Here is a 25,287-nt window from a genome sequence, read left to right as displayed (position 1 = left end):
TGCGGTGTGGCAGAGATAATCGAGGTAAAAAAATGCCCCGGCTCTTTCGAGTCGGGGCATTTTTCATGGCGGGTTGAAACTCAGCGATTGCGGGTCAGCAAGGCTGGTTTCTCGCCACGCGGGCGGCTTGGCAGTTGATCGAGCTGCTCAGGCGTCGGGAAGCGGTCGGCTTTCGATTCCTTGTGCATGATCTTCGGACCGTTGCTGCGCGGGTTCTGCACGGCCGGTTCGCTGCGAGGTTGATCGTCACGGGCCGGGCGGCGGTTGCGCGGCGCGGATTCGTCGCGACGACCCTGACCATCACGCGGAGCGCCGTTGCGCGGGCCGCTGCGTTTGGCTGGTGGCGTGCCGGTGCTCGAGCCGTTGCTGTTGCGCGGACCGTTCTGACGACCCTGAGGCTGGCCACCGCGTGGTGCGCCCGCGCCTTGCGCCGGTGCGCCCGGACGACGGCCACGGCCACCGGCAGGAGCGGCTTTCGGCACGTAGTCGACGCGGTTACCGAAGTTATCGATATCGTCGTCAAGGAATTCGTCCGGAGCACGGTCAGCCGCTGCACGCGGTGGCTGGCTCGGGCGCTGTTCGCGGCTCGGGGTGCCTTCGCGCGGTTTCTGCTGACGGGCAGGGCGCTCGCCACGTTCACCGGCCGGTTTTTCCTTGCCCTTGTCTTTGCCTTTGTCCTTGCGACCGCCGCCACCGCCGCCGCCATTCGGACCGTCGCCACGCGGGCCACGGGAATTGCGCGGGTTGCGGATGTCCGGACGCTCGCGGGCTTCCGGCTTCTCGGCTTCGATGGTGCTGGAGTCGAAGCCCATCAGATCGCCGTCGGCAATCTTCTGCTTGGTCATGCGCTCGATGCTTTTAAGCAGTTTTTCTTCGTCCGGCGCGACCAGCGAGATCGCCTCGCCCGAACGACCGGCGCGGCCGGTACGGCCGATACGGTGCACATAGTCTTCATCGACGTTCGGCAGCTCGAAGTTGACCACATGCGGCAACTGATCGATGTCCAGGCCACGGGCAGCGATGTCGGTGGCAACCAGAATGCGTACTTCGCCGGCCTTGAAGTCGGCCAGGGCTTTGGTGCGCGCGTTCTGGCTCTTGTTACCGTGGATCGCCACAGCCGGCAGGCCGTGTTTGTCCAGGTATTCAGCGAGACGGTTGGCGCCGTGCTTGGTGCGGGTAAAAACCAGCACCTGTTCCCACGCGCCGGCGGTGATCAGGTGCGCCAGCAGCGCACGTTTGTGGCTGGCCGGCAGGCGGAACACGCGTTGTTCGATGCGCTCGACCGTGGTGTTCGGCGGCGTCACTTCGATGCGTTCCGGGTTGTGCAGCAGCTTGCCGGCGAGGTCGGTGATGTCTTTGGAGAAGGTCGCCGAGAACAGCAGGTTCTGACGCTTGGCCGGCAGACGCGCGAGGACTTTCTTCACGTCGTGCACAAAACCCATGTCGAGCATGCGGTCGGCTTCGTCGAGAACGAGAATTTCCACGTGGGACAGATCGACGCTGCCCTGGCCGGCGAGGTCGAGCAAGCGACCCGGGCAGGCGACGAGAACGTCGACGCCACGGGACATGGCCTGGACCTGCGGGTTCATGCCGACGCCGCCGAAGATGCAGGCGCTGACGAATTTCAGGTCACGGGCGTAGATCTTGAAGCTCTCGTGCACCTGGGCCGCGAGTTCGCGGGTCGGGGTCAGGACCAGCACGCGCGGTTGGCGCGGGCCGTGACGCTGGGATTTGTCCGGGTGACCGTTGGGGAACAACCGCTCCAGAATCGGGAGGGCGAAGCCGCCGGTTTTACCGGTACCTGTCTGAGCCGCCACCATCAGGTCGCGACCTTGCAACACGGCGGGAATGGCCCGCTGTTGCACCGGAGTAGGCTCGGTATAGCCCGCATCTTCGATGGCACGGACTAAAGCCTCGGAGAGACCGAGGGAAGCAAAGGACATGAGTAATCCTGTTTTAGTTAGGGCTTGGCCCAATGGGAGTCTTGCCTGGCGCGAATCACGTTTAAGAGGACGCAATCCCGTCCGGTCCAGCGGCGGTTCCGAAGGCACGTCAGGAGCGCTCGCGCGGGCTGGAAGCTGCGCTGTAGCGGGTCGAGAGGCCTGTTACGGTTCCGGGCGTCCGGGCGTGAGCCTGGCGGGAACGCCGGAGTATAACAGAGCAATCACTGCGCGCTGCTTTCCTGCTGCTCAACGGTTTCGCCGCTGGCCGTAGCCGAGCGCAGTGGTGCGCTATCGACAGGCGCGGCACCGTAGCGCGCGCTGAGCTCGGCGTAGGCCGGTTCGCGCTTGAAACGCTTGAGCTCGGCGCCGAAACGCTGCACCAGCAAGTCCATACCGGCATTGCGCCGAACCGCAAGAAACTGGCTCTGGCGGCTGATAACTGTTGGGTTTTCCGTGATCAGATCGCGAATATTCAGCTCATCGAGCAAATGCTGACCGACGCGGCGATCGGTTATCAGCAGGTCGATCCGCCCGCGCACCAGTTTGCCGAAATTGGCTTCATGGGTCGGTGCCGGCTCTCGGGTAAACAGCTGCGACTGGCTGAAATCAGGGCTGTACAGATAACCCGGCGAGGTGCCGATGGTCAGGCCTTTGAGTTGTTCGAGGGTGTTGAATGGATGCGGCCGCTCGTTGGCGTAGAACATCACGAATTCGACGTCGGACAGCGGTTCGCTGGGATAGAGCAGAGTGGCGTCGCGTTCGGCGCTGTGAAAGATGTCCAGCGCACCGTCGGCCTGGCCGGTTTCGAGCATCGACAGGCAGCGCTTCCACGGCAGGAACTGCCACTCCACTTCAATGCCCAGACGCTGGAACACGATGGCGGTGGTTTCGTAGTCCAGCCCGAGGTTCTGCCCGCCCTGTTCGTAGACGTACGGCGCCCACGGCTCGGTGACAATACGCAACTTCTCCCCCCGAGCGGCGACGCTCAGGCAAGTCAGAAGAATAACGCTCAGCAGTTGGGCAATAAGGGGCATGGCCTGAGGTTAGTACGCGAAACGTCTGATGAGAAGCTCTGGCATGCATGTTTCGCGCAGACCCCAGGCGCAATGGTCGCGATGGCCTTATTTGCTTGCGGTTTTCAGCAGGTGTTGGTGGACCTTCGCGTGACGCGAACCAAGGATCCGCTTGACCAGGCCGCGACTGAACCAGTCCCTGAGCAAGTGCCTGCAAACCGGCTTGCCGATGCGTTGCTGCTGGTTTTCCAGCGCCTTGTCCCACCAGACCGCTGCACACGCCTGATCGAACTCGTTGGGATGTTCATAGCAGCCGTAAAGGATTTCGCGAATGAACTGACGCAGATGTGCCGGCAGCAGCAGCGTGACGAGCTTGTAGAACATCCGCTGCAGTCGCGGTGGTCGCGGCAGTTGCGGTGATACACGTCGGGTGTCGTCCAGTGCAGCCTCGCCGGTCGGGTTGTCGCCATGTTTGGCGACCCAGGCCTGAACCTTGGCCCTGAACAGGTGCTTGCGGCTCCAGTAATGGTGAATCAGATCCGGGCACTTGTTGACGTCCAGCGTGCGGTAGGCGGCCACTGACAGGCAGAACTCTTCGAGGGTGTAGGCGCCCTGTGCCGACGGGAACAGCTCATCAATCAAAGCGATGGAGCGGTCGAGCACGTGTGCGTCCTGCCGGTGCAAGCCGATGACGCCGGAGTTGAGCAGGCGCATGTGATCGTCAGTCAGGCCTTTGTCCAGCAGTGTTGCCGACAGCGTGCGATAGAGCAGGCTCATCTTGTTGTCGCCATAGCGGGCGTAGTAGTCGTTGCACAGCAGGGTGCCGGGCTGCACCCGCTCGAACAGTTTGAGCGGCGAGCAGTGGAAAAACGTATCGGTGTCGATCAACAGCGCCGTTTCATGCTCTTCAAGTACCGAGCGCAACGCGACATGTTTGATGCGGAAATGATAACCGTGGGGCTCGCTCCATTTCTGGCGCGTTTCGGCGTCCAGCGGGCGAATGCGCACGGGGAGATGTGCATAGGGTTGCGGATTGTCGCTGAAGACCTGGATATCGATCGCGGCATCCGGTGTCTCGCGCAACCACGCCAGAGCACTGGCGATGCTGAAAACAGCTTCCTGATGGTAGGTCTCGGCACCGAAAACCAGATAGACCAGTTGAGGGCGTGTTTTTGTTTGCGCGCAGATCATCGACAACAATATTCCATTTGTGCTTTTCAGTGAAAAGGCCCGGTGAGGGCCTTTTTTATCGCATGGAAAACCTTCAGCGCGGCAGCTTCAGGTTGTTCCATATCGCCAGGCTAGGTTCGGCCTGGTTCATCGAGTAGAAGTGCAGCCCCGGTGCGCCGCCCTGCAGCAGGCGTTCGCACATTTCGCTGACGACCTGTTCGCCAAAGCTTTGAATGCTTCGCGTGTCGTCGCCGTAGGCTTCCAGTTGCTTGCGGATCCAGCGCGGGATTTCCGCACCGCAGGCATCGGAGAAGCGCGCGAGTTTGCTGTAGTTGGTGATCGGCATGATCCCCGGCACGATCGGCAGATCCACGCCCAGCGCCTGCAAACGGTCGACGAAGTAGAAGTAGCTGTCGGCGTTGAAGAAGTACTGGGTGATCGCGCTGTCGGCACCGGCCTTTGCCTTGCGCACGAAGTTGGCGAGATCGTCTTCGTAGTTGCGCGCTTGCGGATGCATCTCCGGATAAGCGGCGACTTCGATATGGAAATGATCGGCGGTTTCTTCACGAATGAATTCCACCAGCTCATTGGCGTGACGCAGCTCACCGCTGGTCATGCCCATGCCGGACGGCAGGTCGCCACGCAGGGCAACGATGCGCTTGATGCCGGCAGCCTTGTATTCGTTCAGCAGGCCGCGCAGGTCGTCCTTGCTGTCACCGACGCACGACAGGTGCGGTGCGGCGGGTACTTTGACTTCGCTTTCCAGCTGCAACACGGTGTTGAGCGTGCGATCACGGGTCGAACCGCCAGCGCCGTAGGTGCAGGAAAAGAAATCAGGGTTGTAGGTGGCCAACTGACGGGCAGTGGCGAGCAGCTTTTCTTGCCCGGCATCGGTCTTGGTCGGGAAAAACTCGAAGCTGTAGCGACGGTCTTGGGACATGGTCATACCCTTGTAAACAAGTACCTTCGAGGCGCTGCAATCCCGTGTGGGAGCGAGCCTGCTCGCGAAAGCGCTGGGTCAGACAACCGTGATGTTGAATGATCAATCGCCTTCGCGAGCAAGCTCGCTCCCACAGGGAGAGCGAGCTTTCAGCGCCTGTTAGTAGCGGTAGGCGTGCGGCTTGAACGGGCCTTCGACGGTGACGCCGATGTAGTCAGCCTGTTGCTTGGTCAGTTGGGTGACCACGCCGCCGAAGCCGCGAACCATTTCCAGGGCCACTTCTTCGTCGAGTTTCTTCGGCAGTACTTCAACGGTCAGACGCTCGGCTTTCTGCGCTGGCGACAGGTCGGCGTACTTCTGGCCGAACAGGAAGATCTGTGCCAGTACCTGGTTGGCGAACGAACCGTCCATGATGCGGCTCGGGTGACCGGTGGCGTTGCCCAGGTTCACCAGACGGCCTTCGGCCAGCAGGATCAGGTAATCGTCGTTCTGTGGATCGAAGCTGCCAGCGCCGGTGCGGTGAACCTTGTGCACCTGTGGCTTCACTTCTTCCCATGCCCAGTTCTTGCGCATGAAAGCGGTGTCGATTTCGTTGTCGAAGTGACCGATGTTGCAGACCACGGCGCGCTTCTTCAGGGCTTTGAGCATGTTCGCGTCGCAAACATTGACGTTACCGGTGGTGGTCACGATCAGGTCGATCTTGCCCAGCAGCGCTTTGTCGATGCTCGCTTCGGAACCGTCGTTGATACCGTCGATGAATGGCGACACCAGTTCGAAACCGTCCATGCAGGCTTGCATGGCGCAGATCGGGTCAACTTCGGAGACTTTAACGATCATGCCTTCCTGACGCAGGGACTGGGCCGAGCCCTTGCCCACGTCACCGTAACCGATGACCAGCGCTTGCTTGCCGGACAGCAGGTGGTCGGTGCCGCGCTTGATCGCATCGTTCAGGCTGTGACGGCAGCCGTACTTGTTGTCGTTCTTGGACTTGGTCACCGAGTCGTTGACGTTGATCGCAGGGATCTTCAGCTCGCCCTTGGCCAGCATGTCCAGCAGACGGTGTACGCCAGTGGTGGTTTCTTCGGTTACGCCGTGAACGCGATCGAGCACTTGCGGGTATTTCTTGTGCAGCAGCTCGGTCAGGTCGCCGCCGTCGTCGAGGATCATGTTGGCGTCCCAAGGCTGGCCATCCTTGAGGATGGTCTGCTCCAGGCACCACTCGTACTCTTCTTCAGTCTCGCCTTTCCAGGCGAACACCGGGATACCGGCGGCAGCGATAGCGGCAGCGGCCTGATCCTGAGTGGAGAAAATGTTGCAGGACGACCAGCGCACTTCGGCACCCAGGGCAACCAGGGTTTCGATCAGCACGGCAGTCTGAATGGTCATGTGGATGCAGCCGAGGATTTTCGCGCCCTTGAGCGGCTGTTCGGCAGCGTATTTGCGGCGCAGACCCATCAGGGCAGGCATTTCCGATTCGGCGATGATGGTTTCGCGACGGCCCCAGGCAGCCAGGGACATGTCGGCAACTTTGTAATCGGTAAAATCGGCAGGCGTGTTGACAGCGCTCATGAAGAGCCTCCATTCGTAATGTATGCGAATGGGCGCCGTTGTGCGTTTAGTGTCCGGCGTGAGCCGGTCAACGCCCCATCCGAGCCTGACAGGTCGAACCTGCTGCAGCGCCCCTCGGACAGGTGGCGGGAAAACGGTAGCCAATGAACGTTACCGTTTTTTGAAACGGGGGCGATTATAGCCGCCCGGGCTGATCTTCCAAAGGGTTTCTGTCGGCCAGATGAAGATCGCCAATGGCGACCATAGTCGCAGCTGCCTGGAGCCTGACTGATCAGTCTGCCAAGATGGGCGCATCTTTCGGCAAGCGCTCAGGAGTGAACATGAATTTCCACACCCGCAAATGGGTTAAACCCGAAGACCTCAACCCCAACGGCACCCTGTTCGGCGGCAGCCTGCTGCGCTGGATCGACGAAGAAGCGGCGATCTACGCCATCGTGCAACTGGGCAACCAGCGCGTGGTGACCAAGTACATCTCGGAAATCAACTTCGTCAGCGCCTCGCGCCAGGGCGACATCATCGAACTGGGCATCACCGCCACCGAATTCGGCCGCACCTCGATCACCCTGACCTGCGAAGTGCGCAACAAGATCACCCGCAAGAGCATCCTCACCGTCGAGAAAATGGTGTTCGTCAATCTCGGCGAAGACGGCCTGCCGGCGCCGCACGGGCGGACCGAGATCAAATATGTGAAAGACCAGTTCAAGGATGACGAAGCCGTTCAATAAGATCGGCGGCGCATTCTTCGCGAGCAGGCTCGCTCCCACAGGTACAGCGTGATCCTTGTGGGAGCGAGCCTGCTCGCGAAAGCGGTTGCCAATTCAGCGGAGATTCGCCTGGCCACTGAACAGCCATGAAGCGCAACGGTCGTAGCTACATCCCCCCCCACCGGTTGCCACGCCATGACCACCCCCACCAGCGAAAAGACCCCCGACCTCTCGGCCAAGGAGCAGCACGAAGTCGAGAAGAGCCAGCCGCCGCGCGCGGCCGTTCTGCATGAAATCATCCGCACTCAGGGCGACCAGGAACTGGAGCGCAGCATTGCCGCGCTGTGGTGGTCGGCGCTGGCGGCAGGGTTGACCATGGGCCTGTCCCTGATGGGCATGGGCCTGCTCAATTCGCGTCTGCCCGATGGCGATGAGTTCAAGGTGATCGCCAGCTTCGGGTACTGCGCCGGTTTCCTCGCGGTGATCCTCGCGCGCCAGCAACTGTTCACCGAAAACACCCTGACCGCCGTGCTGCCGGTGATGACCAAGCCGACGCTGAAGAATTTTCTGCGACTGATCCGTCTGTGGACAGTGGTATTGGTCGGCAACCTCTGCGGGACGATTCTGGTCGCGTACGTGATGCTGGAACTGCCGATTTTCGACAGCAAGACCGACGTCGCCTTCCTCGAGATCGGCCGCAAGGTCATGGAGCACAGCGCCAGTCAGATGTTCGCCAAGGGCATCGTCTCCGGCTGGATGATCGCCACCATGGTCTGGATGATCCCGTCCATGGAGAGCGCGAAGATGTGGATCATCATCCTCATCACCTACTTCATGGCGCTGGGCGACTTCACCCACATCGTCGTCGGATCGGCGGAAGTGTCCTATCTTGTGTTTGCCGGCGAGTTGCCGTGGAGTGATTTCTGGGCGGTGTTCGCCGGACCTACGCTGGCGGGGAACATCATTGGCGGCAGCTTTATCTTCGCGCTGATCAGCCATGCGCAAATTCGCAGTGAAAGCGGTGCGCCGAAGGAATCTGCGGATCAGGCTGTTAAGCCCGATCCGCAGTCGATCAAGAAATGATCAATGGTGAGCTGGCTCAGGCACGCTGGCCGGCTCATTGCGCGTCGCGTGCTTGACCAGTTTGCCGATGGTCAGGCCCTGCAGCAGGATCGACGACAGCACGACGATGTAGGTGATGCTCAGCAGCAGATCGCGCTCCGGGCCCAGCGGCAGGGCCAGCGCCAGTGCCACCGAAACACCGCCGCGCAAACCGCCCCAAGTGAGGATGCGGATGGTGCCGGCCGGCACTGAGCGCCAGCGCCGCAGCAGCAGGATCGCCGGCGCCACGGTAAGCAGGCGCGACAACAGAATCGCCACCGCCAGCAGACCTGCGGCGGCCATGTGCAGCCAGTTGAACGGCAGCAGCAACAACTCCATGCCGATCAGCGCAAACAGCAGCGCGTTGAGCATGTCATCGAGCAATTCCCAGAAACCGTCCAGATAGCGCCGGGTCATGTCGTTCATTGCCAGATTGCGCCCGAGGTTGCCGATGATCAGACCGGCCACCACCATCGCGATCGGTGCCGAGACGTGCAACTCGGTGGACATCGCCGAGCCACCGATCACCAGGGCCAGGGTCAGCATCACGGTGATCTGATGCTGCTCGACGCTTTTGATCATCCGATAGACCAGATAACCGATCAGCCCGCCGAACAACACACCGCCAATGGCCTCATGGACGAAGAGCATGGCCGTGGCGCTGACGGTCGGGGTTTCGCCCAGTTGCGCGATGCCCAGCAGCACGGTGAAGACCACCACCGCCGTGCCGTCGTTGAACAGTGATTCGCCGACGATGGTGGTTTTCAGTGGCTTCGAAGCGTTGGCGGTACGCAACACGCCGAGTACCGCAATCGGGTCGGTCGGTGAGATCAGCGCGCCGAACAACAGGCAGTAGAGGAAACTCACGTGCCAGCCGAACAGGGCAAAAATGTAGAAGGCCAGGCTGCCGATCACCACGGTGGCGATCAACACGCCGAAGGTCGCCAGCAGGCCGATCGGCCAGCGGTAACTGCGCAAATCATTCAGGTTGACGTGCAGGGCGCCGGCGAACAGCAGGAACGAGAGCATCCAGTTCATCAGCAGATCGCCGAAATCGATCTGGCCGATCAGTTGCTGCACGCGATCTTCGAGGCCGGGAAAGCCGAGGACGCTGAGGCCTTGCAGGAGTAATGAGAACAGCAGGGCGGTAACCATCACGCCGATGGTCGGCGGCAGGCCGATAAAGCGGAAATTGACGAAGGTCAGGAGGGTGGTGAGGCAGATGAAAGCGGCGACAAGTTCAAGCATCCGGGGTCCTTTGGATGGAGAGTGAATGGAGCGCGACCGGAGGTTGGACGCAGGGGTTTGATGGGCGAACAGCGACATGGGACACACCACAGTTCATTGTGGCGAGGGGATTTATCCCCGCTCGGCGGCGAAGCCGTCGCAATCCGGTTTATCGATTGTTCCTGACAAAACCCGATTGAAGGTTTTTGGGGCTGCTGCGCAGCCCAACGGGGATAAATCCCCTCGCCACAGGTAGTCAGTCGCAGAGGTCTCAGCCAGACACATTGACCGCACTCGCCTGCCGACGTTGCAGGTAAATGAACAACAGCGCCGTCAGCACCGTCAGCACGCCGACCAGCGCCCCGGTCCACGGCAGGTCCGCCAGATCCGCGCCGCTGGCAACCACCAGTCCACCGATCCAGGCACCTGCTGCGTTGCCCAGATTGAACGCGCTCTGGTTTAGCGTCGAACCCAGATTCGGCGCTTCATGCGCCTGATCGATGATCAGCAACTGCAGAATCGGGCACAGCGCAAAAGCGAAAATCCCCCACAGCACCAGGGTGATCGCCGCCGGAATCACCGCACGGCTGGTCTGGCTGAACGCCGCCAGAATCACCACAACTGCCAGTGCCACGCCGACCAGTGACGGCAGCAAGCGGCTATCGGCCAGACGCCCGCCGAGCATGCTGCCCGCTGTCAGGCCGACGCCGAACAACAGCAGCATCACCGTCACGCCGTGGGGGCTGACGCCAGTGATGTCTTGCAGAATCGGCGCGATATAGGTGAACACGCTGAACAGGCTGGTCGAGGCCAGCACGCTCATGCCCAGCGCCAGCAGCACGTTGGCCTTGCCCAGCACTTTGAATTCGCTGGCGAGGTTGGCTTTGTCCATCGCGATGTGTTTTGGCAGCCACAACCACTGCGCCAGCGCCGCAACAATGCCGATCACCGACACCGCCCAGAAGGTCGAGCGCCAGCCAGCGTATTGGCCAAGCGCTGTGCCGAGTGGCACGCCAAGCACGTTGGCCAGGGTCAGGCCGGTGAACATCATGGCAATGGCTTGCGCGCGTTTGTTCGGCGCAACCAGGCCGGCAGCAACCACCGAGCCAATGCCGAAAAACGCGCCATGACACAGTGCCGTGACCACCCGCGCCGCCATCAGCGTCGCGTAGTTCGGCGCGAGCGCGCAGAGCACGTTGCCGAGGATGAACATCAGCGTCATGCCCAGCAGTGTCGCTTTGCGCGGCATATTGGCGGTGCCGATCGCCAGGATCGGTGCGCCGAACACCACGCCCAGGGCGTAACCGGTGATCAGCAGCCCGGCGTGAGGAATGCTCACCGCCAGATCGCGGGCAACGTCGGGCAGCAGGCCCATGATGACGAATTCGGTGGTGCCGATGCCGAATGCGGCAACGGCGAGTGCAAGTAAAGCGAGGGGCATGCGCAAGGTCTCTGTCGGTAGTCTTGACGCTTTGATCAGGCATACGCGTGCCAGCGACCGTTTTCGAAGAAAGCGGAGCAGGCAGCTTTTATTGGAGTTTTTTGGTGTGCAGCTGAGTACGGCGTGGTGGGTTGCAGTATAAACAGCTGCTGACACATGGCGAATCAATAATCTGACTAATCAACGGCTCACTGGAATTGCCGTGTTATATCCAGCTGAAAGAACCTTTCGGCCGGGCGCTGCTCTTAGCCTGTGGGCAGGTGCTGATCGGCATGCTGGTGATGAAGTTCTGACCGCTCGCCAATTTCTCCAATCGAAAAAAGGACGACGTTATGACAGTGGCTCTGTGGTGTGTGTTGATCGCGATTTTCCTGCCGTACGTGTGCACGATCGTGGCGAAGGCCACCGGCGGTTTCCGCCTCAAGGACAATTATGATCCACGGGACTTTCTCGACAGCGTCGATGGCGTCGCCCGTCGCGCCCACGCCGCGCAACTGAACAGCTTTGAAGTAACGCCCGCGTTTGCCGCTGCGGTGATCGTTGCGCATCTGGTCGGCACTGCGGAGCTGGTGACGGTCAATGTGCTGGCCGTGCTGTTTATCACCAGCCGCCTGCTGTACATCATTTGCTACCTGGCTGACTGGGCTGCACTGCGTTCGGTGGTGTGGTTTATCGGGATGGGGCTGATTGCTTCGTTTTTCTTTGTGTCCATCTGATTATCGGCTGTTGCTGCCGGCCTCTTCGCGAGCAGGCTCGCTCCCACATGGAATGCATTCCAGATGTGGGAGCGAGCCTGCTCGCGAAAGCGATGGATCAGACCACGAAGAACCTAAGACTTTTGCTTCGGTGTATCCGCCACCTGCGGCACTTGCGGCAACTCTTGTCCTTTAGGCCAGAGCATCCAGATCTGCCCCTGTTGTTTCATGTCCCCGGCCAGTTGCCCGGCCGCATCACCCGTGCCCCAGAACAGATCCGCGCGCACCTCGCCGGCAATCGCGCCGCCGGTATCCTGCGCCGCGACCGGGCGCACCAGTGGGGTGCCATCCGGTTTGGTGGTCGACAGCCATAACAGACTGCCCAACGGAATCACTTTGCGATCCACTGCCGCGCTGTAGCCGGCGGTCAGCGGCACGTTCAGCGAGCCGCGTGGGCCTTCGTTGCTGTCCGGGTTGCGGGTGAAGAATACGTAGCTCGGGTTGCTGGCGAGCAGTTCCGGAATGCGCATCGGGTTGGCCTTGGCCCAGTTGCTGATCGCACTCATGGTCACGTCTTCTTTCTTCAGCTCTCCTTGCTCGACCAGCCAGCGACCGATCGGCCGGTACGGGTGGCCGTTCTGATCGGCGTAGGCGATGCGCAACTGTTTGCCGTCCTCGGTCTGAATCCGGCCCGAGCCCTGAATCTGCAGAAATTGCAGATTCATCGGATCAGTCAGATACGCGACCACTGGCGCTTTCACGCCTTTGGATTCAATGGTCGCCGCGTCGTCGTAAGGCTTGAGCACGCGGCCTTCGAGGCGGCCGCGCAGGCGCTTGCCTTTCAATTCCGGGTAGATGCTGTCGAGCGAGACGATGATCATGTCTTCCGGCACGCCATACACCGGCACGTTCGCCGTTGCGGTTGGCGTCAGGCTGCCGGGGTACACCGGTTCGTAGTAGCCGGTGATCAGACCGTTGGGGTTGTCGTTCTCGGCGCGCAGGCCGTAGACATCGAGATTCTGCTTGAGGAATGCACGAATCTCGGCGGCGCTTTGCGGCACATTCGCCGCCGCAGCGCAGGTCGGCCCCCAGACTGCGTCGGCTTTGAGTCGTGTGCAGGCGCTGCGCCAGGAACCGAAACCGGCGACCAGATCGCTGTCGGAGACCGCGGGCAAGGCTTCCCAGGTCGCGCTGGAATAGGTGGCCAGCGCATGGGTTTTTGGTTTGGCGCTGTCGCCGCCTGTGCAACCGGCGAGGATGGCGAGCAGTGGAAGGGTGACGATAAGCGGGTGACGCCAGGCCGTGAAGCGGCTGTTCATGGAGTGATTCCTGTGCCGGTTGGCCGAGAGCTCCATGCGCTCGACCAACCCGTATTTTTAATAGGGCTATTGGTGTTTGGCGGTGAGCCGAGGATACTGGCCGCCGATTTCCGCGACCTGAAGCCACCATGACTCTGAAACCAATTGCTGTTGTATTGCTGGCCTGCCTGACCTTGTCCGCTTGTGGCGGCGTCGACCCGAATTCGCCGCTGGGCCAGCGCAAGGTCATCTTCAAGCAGATGCTCAAGACCAGCGAAGACCTCGGCGGCATGTTGCGCGGGCGCATTGCCTTCGACGGACCGAAATTTGCTGAGGGCGCGGTCAGACTTGATGCGTTGGCCCATGAACCGTGGAAGCATTTTCCGCAGGTGCGCGAGGAAGATCACACCAGCGCCAAGGACGATGTCTGGCAGAAACAGGCGCGTTTTCAGCAACTGGCCCGCGCCCTCGAAGCGGCTACCGGTGAACTGGTGGTCGCCAGTCAGGTTCAGCCGTACAAGGCCAGTAATCTCGGACCGGCAGTGCAGAAAGTCGAGGATGCCTGCAGTGCTTGCCATAAAGAGTTTCGCGATCATTGATTCCTGAGGCTGCTGAGTACGTTGTGGCGAGTGAGTACCTTGTGGCGAGGGGATTTATCCCCGATGGGCTGCGAAGCAGCCCCAAAACCATACAACCGGTTTTTTTCAGTCGGACCCGACTAGCCAAATTTGCGACGGCCTCGCCGCCGGAAGGGGATAAATCCCCTCCCCAAAGGGCTTCGGTTACTTATCGATCTCGTCCAGCGCTTCCTGCAGTTCCTTGCGCGACTCGGCGAGCTTTTCCTTGCGCTTGTTGATCTTCTCCGGATCGCCTTTCTTCATGGCCTTGTCGAGGTCCGCCTGACGCTGGCTGACTTCATGCTTGGCCTCAAGCACCTTGTTCTCACGCTCTTTCTTCAGCCCGGCATCGGTGCAATGTTCATTGACTTCACGCAGTGCGGTTTCCAGGCCCGCCTGCTGCTCCATGTTGCCGCGCGACTTGGCCTGTTCGATCTGATTGATGATGCCCTGCTTCTTGGCAGCGCAACCGGTCAGGCCCGGGCCGTCTTCTTCGGCCATGACCGGGGCGGCCATGACGCCGCAAAGAGTAAGCAGGGCGAGCGGTGCGAGAAATTTCATAAAAGCTCCATGTGCAAAGGCAATCGGGGTGGGAGGGCACTGCGCTGTTGGAGCGTCTGGCCGGCCGTTGGGTTCCCGCCGGGCGGGGATTGCAGGTTCAGAAGCCGTCGATTCCGGCGGCTTTCAAGGTTTCACTCAAAGCCAGTACCTGCGGGTCGCGAAAGAATGCGCTCAGTTGCGCCGCGCGTCCCGGGCCGATGCCGGCTTCTGCCTGCCATTGTTCAGTGTCGCGTTGTGCCAAGGCCTGCCACGAATCGTCCAGTTGTGCCTGTCCGGTCGGCGGCATGCCCAGCGCTTTCAACCATCGAGCAAGCGGCTGTTGCCGCGCGCCGTGAAAACTCTGGATCAGGCGTGCGCTGCTGCGCTCGCCGAGGCCGGCAATGTTAGCAAGCTCTGACGCATCGAGGGTCAGCCAATCCAGCAGGTGTTTCAGGCGGCCTGTTTCCAAAAGTTTCTCCCAGGTGCCGCGACCGACATGCTGCATGGCCAGGCCCTGCTTGCCACTGAGCCAGGTCAGACGCGCGAGAAACTGGCTTTCACACCCCGGCGTCGGTTGCCAGCAGCTCAGGGCGTGGTAGTCGCCAGCATCGGGGATGTTGATGTCCGCCCGTTCGCTGGTGCGCAGCACGACACTGTCGAGGCGCGGAATGGTCAGCCCGGCCAGACTGATTGCCACCTGATCGCCGGGACGGATGTCGAGGGTTTGCCAGCGCTTGAGTGAGCTGACGCTGACCCGTTGGATTTCGCGGTCATCGAGTCTGACCGGCAGCAGTTCCAGCACCGGCGTGATCCGCCCGGTGCGGCCGATCTTGAAATTGACCTTGCGCACTTCGACCAATGCCTGGGCGAAAGGGTATTTCCAGGCGATCGCCCAATACGGCGCGCGAGCCTGCCAGCGTTCGGGGGGTGGCCGTTGGCTCTGGCGCAGCACCACGCCGTCGCTGGCAAAGGGCAGTGGCGAGCGATACCAGTGCTCGCGCCATTTTTGCGCGTCTTCGAATCGGGTGACGGGCTGGGTATAGGGCTCGGTTGTGGCGAACCCCAATGTCTGAAGTTCGGACAATCTTTCCGGCAGCCGCACAGGACCTTGCGGCCAGTCCCAGACAAACAGGCCGATCCCGGCGGCCTGTTCAACATCGAGTGTTTTACGTCCCATCAGCCCGGCGACGGTGGCGCGGGCATTGACGCTGCCGGACTGTGATTGAACATGCGCGCTCAGGCGCCAATAGAGTTCGCCCTGTACCAGCAGATCCCGTGGCTGCCTCAAACGTTGCGGAATGGCTGCAATCCTGCGCGCGGAGGCTGTCCAGTCCTGGCCGTTGACCCCATCACCGCGACTGATGGCCTGCTGCAATACGCCCTGGCGGTAGATCAGCGTGACAGCCACGCCGTCGACCTTGGGTTGCACCCAGACGTTCTGGCGATCACGCAACCAGTGGGCGACGTCTTCGACTTTGTGCAGCTTGTCCAGGCCGGTGTGGGCGATGGGGTGGGTGACCGTGCCGGACGCGGTGCGCAACGGCTGCGGGGATGTGGGTTGGTTGAAACAGGCTTGCCATTCTTTCAGCCGCAGTCGGGACTGGTCATAGAGTTCGTCGCTGATCAATGAACGGCCTTCGCGGTGATAGGCGTCGTCCCATTGGTCGATCCGGTTTTGCAGGCTGGTGATTTCGCGTTGGGCTTGGGAAAGATCCCAGTTCGGACAGTTGGCTTGGCTGACAAGGGTGATGAGTGCCAGCAGGAAGGCCAGCAACAGGCGCAGTGTGAAGAACATCGTTGAGCGTCCTTGCTCGGGGGTAATATTTGAAGGGTAGGTGAGGATTCGAAATGCGTTACCGGGGGTGTTTTTCGAGGTGTTTCCGGATTCTGAATTGACGTTGCATGGGCGGGCGCCTTCGCGAGCAGGCTCGCTCCCGCAGGGATCTCAAAAATCTGTCAGGCATGAAAAAGCCCCGCACGGCGCGAACCGTGCGGGGCTTTCTTGCAGCCAGGGTATTACAGGCCAGCGGCGGAACGCAGGGCGTCGGCGCGGTCGGTTTTTTCCCAGGTGAACGTGGTGAAGCTGTCTTCGCCAACGGTCTTGGTCTGCGGCGCGCGACCGAAGTGGCCGTAGGCTGCGGTTTCCTGGTACATCGGGTGCAGCAGGTCGAGCATGGTGGTGATCGCGTATGGACGCAGGTCGAACACTTCACGCACCAGTTTGATGATCTTGTCATCGCTGATCTTGCCGGTGCCGAAGGTGTTCAACGAGATCGACGTAGGCTGGGCCACACCGATCGCGTAGGACACCTGAATCTCGCAACGCTCGGCAAGGCCGGCCGCAACGATGTTCTTGGCCACGTAACGGCCTGCGTAGGCAGCCGAACGGTCAACCTTCGATGGATCCTTGCCGGAGAACGCGCCGCCGCCGTGACGGGCCATGCCGCCGTAGCTGTCGACGATGATCTTGCGACCGGTCAGACCGCAGTCACCTACCGGGCCGCCAATGATGAACTGGCCGGTCGGGTTGATGTGGAACTGGGTGTCCTTGCTCAGCAGTTCGGCAGGCAGTACGTGCTTGACGATCAGCTCCATTACGCCTTCGCGCAGGTCTTTGTACGACACTTCCGGGTTGTGCTGGGTCGACAGAACCACAGCGTCGATGCCGACAACCTTGCCGCCTTCGTAACGGCAGGTCACTTGCGACTTGGCATCCGGACGCAGCCAAGGCAGCAGGCCCGACTTGCGTGCTTCAGCCTGACGCTGCACCAGCTGGTGCGAGAAGGTGATCGGTGCTGGCATCAAAACGTCGGTTTCGTTGCTGGCGTAACCGAACATCAGGCCCTGGTCGCCGGCGCCCTGATCTTCAGGCTTGGCGCGGTCAACACCCTGGTTGATGTCAGGGGACTGCTTGCCGATGATGTTCATCACGCCGCAGGTCGCGCCGTCGAAGCCGACTTCGGAGCTGGTGTAGCCGATGTCGCAAATCACGTCACGAACGATCTGCTCCAGGTCGACCCAGGCGCTGGTGGTCACTTCACCGGCAACGATGGCCACGCCGGTCTTGACCAGGGTTTCCACGGCCACGCGAGCGTGTTTGTCCTGGGCAATAATGGCGTCCAGCACCGCATCGGAAATCTGGTCGGCGATTTTGTCCGGATGTCCTTCAGACACGGACTCGGAGGTGAAGAGGGAGTATTCGCTCATCTCGATGTTTTCCTGAATTTACCGATGGTGAGTGTCGCCAGCCGGTCGCTGAAAGTGGCGAACCTGGATCTGGAAACCATTACGTAAGCCTACATAGAGGCTTTCCCCGGGAACGAGTCCCGCAGCGGTGGCCCAACGGGCCAGATCGTCCTGTTCAAACCCCAACCAGAGATCACCGCAGGCCTCCCTGGCCCAACTCTGGTTGTGGCTACATAACTCTGTCACGAGCAGGCTACCGCCCGGTTGCAGCAAATCGGCCATGTGCCTGAGCGCATCGGCCGGAGCGGCGAAATGGTGCAGGACCATGTTCAACACTACGCAATGGGCCTTGAGGCTTGTGCCGTTCAATGCATCGGCCAATTGCAGGCTGACGTTAGCCAGCTGTTCACGTTCACACACCTGACGCGCCAGTTCGAGCATCGCCGGGCTGTTGTCCAGCGCGGTTACGGTGCCGAAACGACGGGCCAGTTCCGGCAGAAAAGCACCATCGCCGGGGCCGACTTCAATGGCCGTGGCTGCACCATCGAAGTTCAGTTTGTCGAGCAGGGCCAGCACGCTGTCACGGTACTGCGGCAGGCCTGCGATCAAATCCTGCTGGGCACGGAATTTTTCCGCGACCCGGGCGAAAAAGTCCCGGCTGGCGGCGGCACGCTGGCCGTGAACCTGCTCGATGCGTGCTTGCACTTCATCAGGCAGATCCAGATTGTCGACTTCTTCCAGCAATGCCGCGTGCAGCTTGCCGCCGAGCAATCCGCTGTGGGGCAGGGCGCGACGATAGAAAATCGCGTTGCCCTCACGGCGTGTCGCCACCAGATCGGCTTGCGCCAGCACCTTGAGGTGGTGGCTCATGCCCGACTGGCCGATGCCGAAAATCTGCGCCAGCTCCAGCACGCCAAACGAATCGTTGGCCAGCGCGCGCAATACATTCAGCCGCAGCGGATCGCCGCCGGCCTTGCACAGGGCCGCCAGCTCGTCGCAATCGTCATGGCGAATGGAAGGCACGCGTAAGTTCATAGGGCTGGCAGTCTAGAGACGGGGGCAAGGCACCGCAAGGCCAATATCAAAAAGTTTTGATATTGCTCGATAAATGGCACTTCTCAGCGCACGGCAGTCTCTACAAACGAATAGCGGAAAGGTTTCACCAAGCGAAACCTGTGCTATCGATTGGAAAAACGCCTGCCGATGACTATCTGTCATTGCCCCGAGGCGCATGGGTGAGGGAAAATGCCCTCCTTTTTTCCGTTTCAGTCTATTCACACCCAGGAGATCAGCGATGCCTAGCCGTCGTGAGCGTGCCAACGCCATTCGTGCCCTCAGCATGGATGCCGTGCAAAAAGCCAACAGCGGCCATCCCGGTGCCCCTATGGGTATGGCAGATATTGCCGAAGTGCTGTGGCGCGACTACCTCAAGCACAACCCGAGCAACCCGTCGTTCGCCGACCGTGACCGCTTCGTGCTGTCCAACGGCCACGGCTCGATGTTGATCTACTCGCTGCTGCACCTGACCGGCTACGACCTGTCCATCGACGACCTCAAGCAGTTCCGTCAACTGCACAGCCGCACTCCAGGCCACCCGGAATTCGGTTATACCCCGGGCGTCGAAACCACCACCGGCCCGCTGGGTCAGGGTCTGGCCAACGCCGTCGGTTTCGCTCTGGCTGAAAAAGTCATGGGCGCGCAGTTCAACCGTCCCGGCCACAACATCGTTGACCACCACACCTATGTGTTCCTCGGTGATGGCTGCATGATGGAAGGCATTTCCCACGAAGTCGCTTCCCTGGCCGGCACGCTGGGCCTGGGCAAGCTGATTGCCTTCTACGATGACAACGGCATTTCCATCGACGGTGAAGTCGAAGGCTGGTTCACCGATGACACGCCGAAGCGTTTCGAAGCCTACAACTGGCAGGTGATCCGCAACGTCGACGGCCACGATCCGGAAGAGATCAAGACCGCCATCGAAACCGCGCGCAAGAGCGCCCAGCCGACCCTGATCTGCTGCAAGACCACCATCGGTTTCGGTTCGCCGAACAAGCAGGGCAAGGAAGATTGCCACGGCGCCCCATTGGGTGACGCAGAAATCGCCCTGACCCGTCAGGCGCTGAACTGGAACCACGGCCCGTTCGAAATCCCGGCCGAGATCTATGCCGAGTGGGACGCCAAAGAAGCTGGCCGCGCGGTCGAAGCCGAGTGGGACCAGCGTTTCGCCGCTTACTCCGCTGCATTCCCGACTGAAGCCAACGAGCTGATTCGTCGTCTGAGCGGCGAACTGCCGGCCGACTTCTCGGAAAAAGCCTCGGCCTACATCGCCGAAGTCGCGGCCAAGGGCGAAACCATCGCCAGCCGCAAAGCCAGTCAGAACACTCTCAACGCCTTCGGCCCGCTGCTGCCGGAAATGCTCGGCGGTTCGGCTGACCTCGCCGGCTCCAACTTGACCCTGTGGAAAGGCTGCAAAGGCGTCAGCGCTGAAGACGCCAGCGGCAACTACATGTACTACGGCGTGCGCGAGTTCGGCATGACCGCGATCATGAACGGCGTCGCCCTGCACGGCGGTCTGGTGCCTTACGGCGCGACCTTCCTGATGTTCATGGAATACGCACGCAACGCCGTACGCATGTCGGCTTTGATGAAGAAGCGCGTGATTCACGTCTACACCCACGACTCCATCGGTCTGGGCGAAGACGGCCCGACGCACCAGCCAATCGAGCAATTGACCAGCCTGCGCAGCACGCCGAACCTCGACACCTGGCGTCCAGCCGATGCCGTGGAATCGGCAGTGGCCTGGAAAAACGCTCTGGAGCGCAAGGACGGCCCGTCGGCGCTGATCTTCTCCCGGCAGAACCTGCAGCACCAGGAACGCGACTCTGGCCAGATTGCCAACATCAGCCGTGGCGGTTATGTGCTCAAGGATTGCGCAGGCGAGCCTGAGCTGATCCTGATCGCCACCGGTTCGGAAGTCGGTCTGGCGGTTCAAGCCTTCGACAAACTGACCGAGCAGGGCCGCAAGGTTCGCGTGGTCTCGATGCCTTGCACCAGCGCGTTCGATGCTCAGGATGCGGAGTACAAGCAGTCGGTTCTGCCGTTGCAGGTCAGCGCGCGTATCGCCATCGAAGCGGCCCACGCCGATTTCTGGTTCAAGTACGTGGGTCTGGAAGGTCGTGTGATCGGCATGACCACCTACGGTGAGTCGGCGCCGGCTTCGGCATTGTTCGAAGAGTTCGGCTTCACCCTGGAAAACATCCTCGGTCAGGCTGAAGAGCTGCTGGAAGACTAAATCTGACAGTTGTGTTGTCCGGGCTGACGCCTTCGCGAGCAGGCCCGCTCTCACAGGGAAATGCATTCCAATGTGGGAGCGAGCTTGCTCGCGAAAGCGTTGGTTCGGGCAACATCGCACTGCCTGATACACCACGGTAATCGAGAACCCCATGCCTCAACCGCGTCCCTACAAAGTTGCACTCAACGGCTACGGCCGAATTGGTCGTTGCGTCTTGCGGGCGTTGTTCGAGCGCGGCGCGAAGGCCGGGTTTGAAATTGTCGCGATCAACGATCTGGCCGACATGGCCAGCATCGAATACCTGACACGCTTCGACTCCACCCACGGCCGCTTTCCCGGCGAAGTGCGGGTTGAAGGCGATTGTCTGCATATCAATGGCGACTGCGTGAAGGTCCTGCGCAGTGCCACCCCCGAAGGCATCGATTGGGCGTCGCTGGGCGTCGATCTGGTGCTTGAGTGCTCTGGCGCTTACCACACCCGTGCCGATGGCCAGCGATTTCTCGCTGCCGGCGCGCCGCGCGTGCTGTTCTCGCAGCCGATGGCCAGCGAAGCGGATGTCGACGCCACCATCGTCTACGGCGTCAATCAGGACTGCCTGACCGGCGACGAGCTGCTGGTGTCCAACGCCTCCTGTACGACAAATTGCGGCGTGCCGCTGCTGCGTCTGCTCGATCAGGCGATCGGTCTGGATTACGTGTCGATCACCACCATTCACTCGGCGATGAACGATCAACCGGTGATCGACGCCTATCACGACGAAGACCTGCGCCGCACGCGTTCGGCGTTCCAGTCGGTGATCCCGGTGTCCACTGGTCTGGCACGTGGTATCGAGCGCCTGCTGCCGGAACTTGCCGGGCGAATTCAGGCCAAAGCCGTGCGCGTGCCGACAGTCAACGTGTCCTGCCTCGACATCACGATGCAGACCGCCACCGCGACTGACGCCAATGAGGTCAACCGGATCCTGCGCGAAGCCGCCACCAGCGGCCCGCTCAAAGGCCTTCTGGCCTACACCGAGTTGCCGCACGCCAGCTGTGATTTCAACCATGACCCACATTCGGCCATCGTCGATGCCAGTCAGACCCGTGTTTCCGGCCCCAAGCTGGTGAACATCCTGGCCTGGTTCGACAACGAATGGGGTTTTGCCAACCGAATGCTGGACGTTGCAGACCACTATCTGCAAACAGCAACTTCAAAAAAACCGTAGGAAGTGCGACCCATGACCGTGTTGAAGATGTCCGACCTCGATCTGCAAGGTAAGCGCGTATTGATCCGCGAAGACCTCAACGTCCCCGTCAAGGACGGTGTTGTCACCAGCGACGCGCGCATCCTGGCTTCGCTGCCGACCATCAAGCTGGCCCTGGAAAAAGGCGCGGCAGTGATGGTCTGCTCGCACCTGGGCCGTCCGACCGAAGGCGAATTCTCCGCCGAAAACAGCCTGAAACCTGTCGCCGATTACCTGAGCAAAGCGCTCGGCCGTGAAGTGCCGCTGGTGGCTGACTACCTCGGTGGCGTGGAGGTCAAGGCTGGCGACATCGTGCTGTTCGAAAACGTACGCTTCAACAAGGGCGAGAAGAAGAACGCCGACGACCTGGCGCAGCAGTACGCGGCCCTGTGCGACGTGTTCGTGATGGATGCTTTCGGTACTGCTCACCGCGCCGAAGGTTCGACCCACGGTGTAGCCAAGTTCGCCAAAGTCGCTGCCGCCGGCCCGTTGCTGGCCGCTGAGCTGGATGCACTGGGCAAAGCCCTCGGCGCGCCGGCCAAGCCAATGGCAGCCATCGTTGCCGGCTCCAAGGTGTCGACCAAACTCGACGTGCTGAACAGCCTGAGCCAGATCTGCGATCAACTGATCGTCGGCGGCGGCATCGCCAACACCTTCCTCGCGGCGGCTGGTCACCCGGTCGGCAAGTCGCTGTACGAACCGGACCTGCTCGACACCGCGCGTGAAATCGCTGCCAAAGTCAGCGTACCGTTGCCGGTTGACGTCGTGGTCGCCAAGGAATTTGCCGAAAGCGCTGAAGCGACCGTCAAGCTGATCGCTGACGTGGCGGCTGACGACATGATTCTCGACATCGGTCCGCAAACTGCAGCCAATTTCGCCGAGCTGCTGAAGTCGTCGAAAACCATTCTGTGGAACGGCCCGGTTGGCGTGTTCGAGTTCGATCAGTTCGGCAACGGCACCAAAGTGCTGGCCCAGGCTATCGCCGAAAGCTCGGCATTCTCCATCGCGGGCGGTGGCGACACCTTGGCGGCGATCGATAAATATGGCGTGGCTGAGCAGATATCCTACATTTCCACCGGTGGTGGCGCGTTCCTCGAATTCGTCGAAGGCAAGGTGCTGCCGGCCGTTGAAGTCCTGGAAAGCCGGGCCAAGGCCTGAGGCCGCCCGTTTGGCCAGGCAAAGGAGTGTTTACATGGTCAAGTCGTTAGCGCTGTTGTTGCTGACCGGTTCGCTGGCGGCCTGCGGGAGCACCCCGAAGGCTGACGCCACGCCAGCACCGAGCGAACCGCAGAAGGGCTGTTATCAGGCCGACTGGCAGGCCGAAACCAACCCGGTGCTGAACAAGCGCTCGGGGCCGGACGGTCTGGACAAATACGAGACGCAAACCCCGGTCAAGGAACATGGTTGTCCTTGACGGGTCTGACTCTTTAACTCAGGGCTGGCGGCGTGCGTCGTCAGTCGAGGAACACGGATGAAAGGCTTGATCGCCATTGCGGCGTTGGCATTGTTGGGTGGTTGCGCGCAGTTGAACCTGTTCCAGTCGTCCGCCCCGGCAGACGACTGGACGACCTGGACCTGCGACAGCCAGGCCAAGGTGTTGTGGCGTTACGCCGATGCCGGCCAGAAGGAAGTCGACGTTCGCCTCGGCGGCGGTGATCAGGTCTATCGCCTGAAAGAAGAGCCGGGCGCCTCGGGCACGCTGTACAGCGATGGCATGCTGGCGTTTCACGTCAAGGGTGACGAAGGCCTGGTGTACTGGGTCGCCACCAATGACCTGATTGGCCGTGGTTGCAAGGCCGAGTAACACGATTGAATTGGTGTACAGAGATCCAAATGTGGGAGCGAGCCTGCTCGCGAAAGCAATCTTGCCGTCGATGATGCAGTGTCTGTCAGACCGCTTTCGCGAGCAGGCTCGCTCCCACAGGGGGGCTCTGTTGTTCACACAGTTTTGGTAACACCGAATCACCAGGTCGGGCCTCAACCCCCCGATCTGCATTAACTTGAATAGCCGCCGCCGCTCCGGCAGGCTGGCACGATCAACGACCCTCAACCGGGAGAGACACACACAATGGCACTTATCAGCATGCGCCAGATGCTGGACCACGCAGCCGAGTTCGGCTACGGCGTTCCAGCCTTCAACGTCAACAACCTTGAGCAGATGCGCGCCATCATGGAAGCCGCTGACAAGACTGACTCCCCGGTGATCGTCCAGGCTTCGGCCGGCGCCCGCAAATACGCCGGCGCACCATTCTTGCGTCACTTGATCCTAGCCGCGATCGAAGAATTCCCGCACATCCCGGTGTGCATGCACCAGGACCACGGCACCAGCCCTGATGTCTGCCAGCGTTCGATTCAACTGGGCTTCAGCTCGGTGATGATGGACGGCTCGCTGGGCGAAGACGGCAAGACCCCGACCGACTACGACTACAACGTCCGTGTCACCCAGCAGACCGTGGCCATGGCCCACGCCTGCGGCGTTTCGGTAGAAGGCGAGCTGGGCTGCCTGGGTTCGCTGGAAACCGGCATGGCCGGTGAAGAAGACGGCATCGGCGCCGAAGGCGTTCTGGATCACAGCCAGATGCTGACCGACCCGGAAGAAGCCGCTGACTTCGTCAAGCGCACCCAGGTCGACGCCTTGGCCATCGCCATCGGCACCAGCCACGGCGCCTACAAGTTCACCAAGCCACCCACCGGCGACGTGCTGGCGATCGACCGCATCAAGGAAATCCACAAGCGCATCCCGAATACCCACCTGGTGATGCACGGTTCGTCCTCCGTGCCACAAGAGTGGCTGGCGATCATCAACCAGTACGGCGGCGACATTAAAGAGACCTACGGCGTCCCGGTTGAAGAAATCGTCGAAGGCATCAAGCACGGCGTGCGCAAGGTCAACATCGACACCGACCTGCGCCTGGCCTCCACCGGCGCCATGCGTCGCCTGATGGCCACCAACCCGAGCGAATTCGATCCACGTAAATTCTTCGGCGCCACTGTGACCGCAATGCGCGATGTGTGTATCGCTCGTTATGAGGCGTTCGGTACTGCCGGTAATGCTTCGAAGATCAAACCGATCTCCCTGGAAGCGATGTACCAGCGTTATCTGAAGGGTGAGTTGAACGCGAAGGTCAACTAAGCCTGAGTGTTGAGCTGATTAAAAGAAACCCGCCGATAGGCGGGTTTTTTGTCGGCAAATATTACGCCTGACGAAGTGATTTAAAGTAAGAGCAATTTATAATGCTTCGAAGACTCAGCAGATCTCGCTGGAGGCGATCTATCCGCGTCATCGGAAGGATGAGATAAACGTTGAGGTTAACTGATTTATCCATTTT

Annotated in this window: 22 protein-coding genes and 1 riboswitch; of the genes, 10 read left to right on the top strand and 12 right to left on the bottom strand. The window is 60.9% G+C overall.

Translation table 11 applies throughout. The features are described 5' to 3' along the window. Nucleotides 1-80: 80 nt before the first annotated feature. The 5 genes from rhlE2 to ahcY all read right to left on the bottom strand — a co-directional run bounded on the left by rhlE2 (nucleotide 81) and on the right by ahcY (nucleotide 6,635). Entirely contained in the window at nucleotides 81-1,943 is a 1,863-nt protein-coding gene (gene rhlE2 / locus KVG87_RS04735) for an RNA helicase RhlE2 (RefSeq protein WP_016772767.1), read from the bottom strand. A 221-nt stretch (nucleotides 1,944-2,164) separates the two neighbouring features. Continuing rightward, a complete protein-coding gene (locus KVG87_RS04730; protein ID WP_217849555.1) occupies nucleotides 2,165-2,977 on the bottom strand; it encodes a substrate-binding periplasmic protein in 813 nt (270 codons plus the stop codon). Nucleotides 2,978-3,064: 87 nt separating this feature from the next. Further along, the gene (locus KVG87_RS04725; RefSeq protein WP_217849937.1) at nucleotides 3,065-4,147 is read right to left on the bottom strand and encodes a hypothetical protein; all 1,083 of its coding nucleotides are present in this window, start codon (nucleotides 4,145-4,147) and stop codon (nucleotides 3,065-3,067) included. Between the two features lie 73 nt (nucleotides 4,148-4,220). Further along, nucleotides 4,221-5,066, bottom strand: a complete 846-nt coding sequence (metF, locus tag KVG87_RS04720) for a methylenetetrahydrofolate reductase [NAD(P)H] (RefSeq protein ID WP_056786871.1) — start codon at nucleotides 5,064-5,066, stop codon at nucleotides 4,221-4,223. A gap of 159 nt (nucleotides 5,067-5,225) precedes the next feature. Further along, nucleotides 5,226-6,635 carry an adenosylhomocysteinase gene (gene ahcY, locus KVG87_RS04715; RefSeq protein WP_016772771.1) on the bottom strand — a complete coding sequence of 470 codons (1,410 nt, stop codon included), beginning with the start codon at nucleotides 6,633-6,635 and terminating at the stop codon, nucleotides 5,226-5,228. 23 nt (nucleotides 6,636-6,658) lie between these two features. Further along, nucleotides 6,659-6,757, bottom strand: a riboswitch (S-adenosyl-L-homocysteine riboswitch). Nucleotides 6,758-6,955: 198 nt separating this feature from the next. On the opposite strand from ahcY, the gene KVG87_RS04710 reads away from it, so the two are divergent. After that, complete coding sequence (locus tag KVG87_RS04710) at nucleotides 6,956-7,360, top strand: acyl-CoA thioesterase (RefSeq protein ID WP_016772772.1); 405 nt, start codon at nucleotides 6,956-6,958, stop codon at nucleotides 7,358-7,360. Between the two features lie 174 nt (nucleotides 7,361-7,534). Then, complete coding sequence (locus tag KVG87_RS04705; protein ID WP_041476959.1) at nucleotides 7,535-8,422, top strand: formate/nitrite transporter family protein; 888 nt, start codon at nucleotides 7,535-7,537, stop codon at nucleotides 8,420-8,422. Here KVG87_RS04705 and KVG87_RS04700 read toward each other — a convergent pair whose 3' ends face one another. Further along, on the bottom strand, nucleotides 8,423-9,688 hold the full coding sequence (locus tag KVG87_RS04700; protein ID WP_016772774.1) for a cation:proton antiporter: 1,266 nt from the start codon (nucleotides 9,686-9,688) through the stop codon (nucleotides 8,423-8,425). A 250-nt stretch (nucleotides 9,689-9,938) separates the two neighbouring features. After that, complete coding sequence (locus KVG87_RS04695; RefSeq protein ID WP_197891204.1) at nucleotides 9,939-11,108, bottom strand: MFS transporter; 1,170 nt, start codon at nucleotides 11,106-11,108, stop codon at nucleotides 9,939-9,941. Between the two features lie 332 nt (nucleotides 11,109-11,440). Here KVG87_RS04695 and KVG87_RS04690 point away from each other — a divergent pair, with 332 nt between their 5' ends. Then, nucleotides 11,441-11,824 carry an MAPEG family protein gene (locus KVG87_RS04690; RefSeq protein WP_024014628.1) on the top strand — a complete coding sequence of 128 codons (384 nt, stop codon included), beginning with the start codon at nucleotides 11,441-11,443 and terminating at the stop codon, nucleotides 11,822-11,824. A gap of 113 nt (nucleotides 11,825-11,937) precedes the next feature. Here the strand turns inward: KVG87_RS04690 and mltA are convergent, their stop codons facing one another. Further along, nucleotides 11,938-13,122 (bottom strand): murein transglycosylase A, encoded by a 1,185-nt coding sequence (gene mltA, locus KVG87_RS04685; RefSeq protein WP_217849552.1) that lies wholly within the window; start codon nucleotides 13,120-13,122, stop codon nucleotides 11,938-11,940. Between the two features lie 128 nt (nucleotides 13,123-13,250). Here mltA and KVG87_RS04680 point away from each other — a divergent pair, with 128 nt between their 5' ends. After that, nucleotides 13,251-13,700 (top strand): c-type cytochrome, encoded by a 450-nt coding sequence (locus KVG87_RS04680; RefSeq protein ID WP_217849550.1) that lies wholly within the window; start codon nucleotides 13,251-13,253, stop codon nucleotides 13,698-13,700. A 183-nt stretch (nucleotides 13,701-13,883) separates the two neighbouring features. On the opposite strand, the gene KVG87_RS04675 is transcribed toward KVG87_RS04680, so the two are convergent. The 4 genes from KVG87_RS04675 to KVG87_RS04660 form a co-directional block, all read right to left on the bottom strand. Continuing rightward, nucleotides 13,884-14,279, bottom strand: a complete 396-nt coding sequence (locus KVG87_RS04675; protein ID WP_016772779.1) for a DUF1090 domain-containing protein — start codon at nucleotides 14,277-14,279, stop codon at nucleotides 13,884-13,886. Nucleotides 14,280-14,376: 97 nt separating this feature from the next. Continuing rightward, the gene (gene ligB, locus KVG87_RS04670; protein WP_217849548.1) at nucleotides 14,377-16,053 is read right to left on the bottom strand and encodes an NAD-dependent DNA ligase LigB; all 1,677 of its coding nucleotides are present in this window, start codon (nucleotides 16,051-16,053) and stop codon (nucleotides 14,377-14,379) included. A 221-nt stretch (nucleotides 16,054-16,274) separates the two neighbouring features. Then, nucleotides 16,275-17,465, bottom strand: coding sequence for a methionine adenosyltransferase (gene metK / locus KVG87_RS04665; RefSeq protein ID WP_024014624.1), 1,191 nt, complete (start codon nucleotides 17,463-17,465; stop codon nucleotides 16,275-16,277). Nucleotides 17,466-17,483: 18 nt separating this feature from the next. Then, the gene (locus tag KVG87_RS04660; RefSeq protein WP_217849546.1) at nucleotides 17,484-18,479 is read right to left on the bottom strand and encodes an ArsR/SmtB family transcription factor; all 996 of its coding nucleotides are present in this window, start codon (nucleotides 18,477-18,479) and stop codon (nucleotides 17,484-17,486) included. Nucleotides 18,480-18,738: 259 nt separating this feature from the next. Between KVG87_RS04660 and tkt the strand changes: the two genes are divergently transcribed. The 6 genes from tkt to fba all read left to right on the top strand — a co-directional run bounded on the left by tkt (nucleotide 18,739) and on the right by fba (nucleotide 25,091). Continuing rightward, complete coding sequence (gene tkt, locus KVG87_RS04655) at nucleotides 18,739-20,736, top strand: transketolase (RefSeq protein WP_217849544.1); 1,998 nt, start codon at nucleotides 18,739-18,741, stop codon at nucleotides 20,734-20,736. Nucleotides 20,737-20,887: 151 nt separating this feature from the next. Further along, nucleotides 20,888-21,940 carry an erythrose-4-phosphate dehydrogenase gene (epd, locus tag KVG87_RS04650; protein WP_217849541.1) on the top strand — a complete coding sequence of 351 codons (1,053 nt, stop codon included), beginning with the start codon at nucleotides 20,888-20,890 and terminating at the stop codon, nucleotides 21,938-21,940. Nucleotides 21,941-21,952: 12 nt separating this feature from the next. Further along, nucleotides 21,953-23,116 carry a phosphoglycerate kinase gene (locus tag KVG87_RS04645; RefSeq protein WP_016772785.1) on the top strand — a complete coding sequence of 388 codons (1,164 nt, stop codon included), beginning with the start codon at nucleotides 21,953-21,955 and terminating at the stop codon, nucleotides 23,114-23,116. A gap of 34 nt (nucleotides 23,117-23,150) precedes the next feature. Further along, complete coding sequence (locus KVG87_RS04640; RefSeq protein WP_217849539.1) at nucleotides 23,151-23,372, top strand: hypothetical protein; 222 nt, start codon at nucleotides 23,151-23,153, stop codon at nucleotides 23,370-23,372. Nucleotides 23,373-23,429: 57 nt separating this feature from the next. Beyond that, nucleotides 23,430-23,762, top strand: a complete 333-nt coding sequence (locus KVG87_RS04635; protein WP_217849537.1) for an MliC family protein — start codon at nucleotides 23,430-23,432, stop codon at nucleotides 23,760-23,762. Nucleotides 23,763-24,026: 264 nt separating this feature from the next. Continuing rightward, a complete protein-coding gene (gene fba / locus KVG87_RS04630; RefSeq protein WP_008081027.1) occupies nucleotides 24,027-25,091 on the top strand; it encodes a class II fructose-bisphosphate aldolase in 1,065 nt (354 codons plus the stop codon). Nucleotides 25,092-25,287 lie beyond the last annotated feature (196 nt).

Origin of the sequence: Pseudomonas siliginis (assembly GCF_019145195.1) — a bacterium.
In the GTDB taxonomy this organism is placed as follows: Bacteria; Pseudomonadota; Gammaproteobacteria; order Pseudomonadales; family Pseudomonadaceae; genus Aquipseudomonas; species Aquipseudomonas siliginis.
The sequence above is the reverse complement of the archived record's forward strand: the minus strand, read 5'-3'. Positions and strand labels throughout refer to the sequence as shown.

Coding starts and splice junctions, on each gene's coding strand:
- rhlE2 (WP_016772767.1), bottom strand. CDS start 1,943: ATGTCCTTTGCTTCCCTCGGTCTCTCCGAGGCTTTAGTCCGTGCCATC.
- KVG87_RS04730 (WP_217849555.1), bottom strand. CDS start 2,977: ATGCCCCTTATTGCCCAACTGCTGAGCGTTATTCTTCTGACTTGCCTG.
- KVG87_RS04725 (WP_217849937.1), bottom strand. CDS start 4,147: ATGATCTGCGCGCAAACAAAAACACGCCCTCAACTGGTCTATCTGGTT.
- metF (WP_056786871.1), bottom strand. CDS start 5,066: ATGTCCCAAGACCGTCGCTACAGCTTCGAGTTTTTCCCGACCAAGACC.
- ahcY (WP_016772771.1), bottom strand. CDS start 6,635: ATGAGCGCTGTCAACACGCCTGCCGATTTTACCGATTACAAAGTTGCC.
- KVG87_RS04710 (WP_016772772.1), top strand. CDS start 6,956: ATGAATTTCCACACCCGCAAATGGGTTAAACCCGAAGACCTCAACCCC.
- KVG87_RS04705 (WP_041476959.1), top strand. CDS start 7,535: ATGACCACCCCCACCAGCGAAAAGACCCCCGACCTCTCGGCCAAGGAG.
- KVG87_RS04700 (WP_016772774.1), bottom strand. CDS start 9,688: ATGCTTGAACTTGTCGCCGCTTTCATCTGCCTCACCACCCTCCTGACC.
- KVG87_RS04695 (WP_197891204.1), bottom strand. CDS start 11,108: ATGCCCCTCGCTTTACTTGCACTCGCCGTTGCCGCATTCGGCATCGGC.
- KVG87_RS04690 (WP_024014628.1), top strand. CDS start 11,441: ATGACAGTGGCTCTGTGGTGTGTGTTGATCGCGATTTTCCTGCCGTAC.
- mltA (WP_217849552.1), bottom strand. CDS start 13,122: ATGAACAGCCGCTTCACGGCCTGGCGTCACCCGCTTATCGTCACCCTT.
- KVG87_RS04680 (WP_217849550.1), top strand. CDS start 13,251: ATGACTCTGAAACCAATTGCTGTTGTATTGCTGGCCTGCCTGACCTTG.
- KVG87_RS04675 (WP_016772779.1), bottom strand. CDS start 14,279: ATGAAATTTCTCGCACCGCTCGCCCTGCTTACTCTTTGCGGCGTCATG.
- ligB (WP_217849548.1), bottom strand. CDS start 16,053: ATGTTCTTCACACTGCGCCTGTTGCTGGCCTTCCTGCTGGCACTCATC.
- metK (WP_024014624.1), bottom strand. CDS start 17,465: ATGAGCGAATACTCCCTCTTCACCTCCGAGTCCGTGTCTGAAGGACAT.
- KVG87_RS04660 (WP_217849546.1), bottom strand. CDS start 18,479: ATGAACTTACGCGTGCCTTCCATTCGCCATGACGATTGCGACGAGCTG.
- tkt (WP_217849544.1), top strand. CDS start 18,739: ATGCCTAGCCGTCGTGAGCGTGCCAACGCCATTCGTGCCCTCAGCATG.
- epd (WP_217849541.1), top strand. CDS start 20,888: ATGCCTCAACCGCGTCCCTACAAAGTTGCACTCAACGGCTACGGCCGA.
- KVG87_RS04645 (WP_016772785.1), top strand. CDS start 21,953: ATGACCGTGTTGAAGATGTCCGACCTCGATCTGCAAGGTAAGCGCGTA.
- KVG87_RS04640 (WP_217849539.1), top strand. CDS start 23,151: ATGGTCAAGTCGTTAGCGCTGTTGTTGCTGACCGGTTCGCTGGCGGCC.
- KVG87_RS04635 (WP_217849537.1), top strand. CDS start 23,430: ATGAAAGGCTTGATCGCCATTGCGGCGTTGGCATTGTTGGGTGGTTGC.
- fba (WP_008081027.1), top strand. CDS start 24,027: ATGGCACTTATCAGCATGCGCCAGATGCTGGACCACGCAGCCGAGTTC.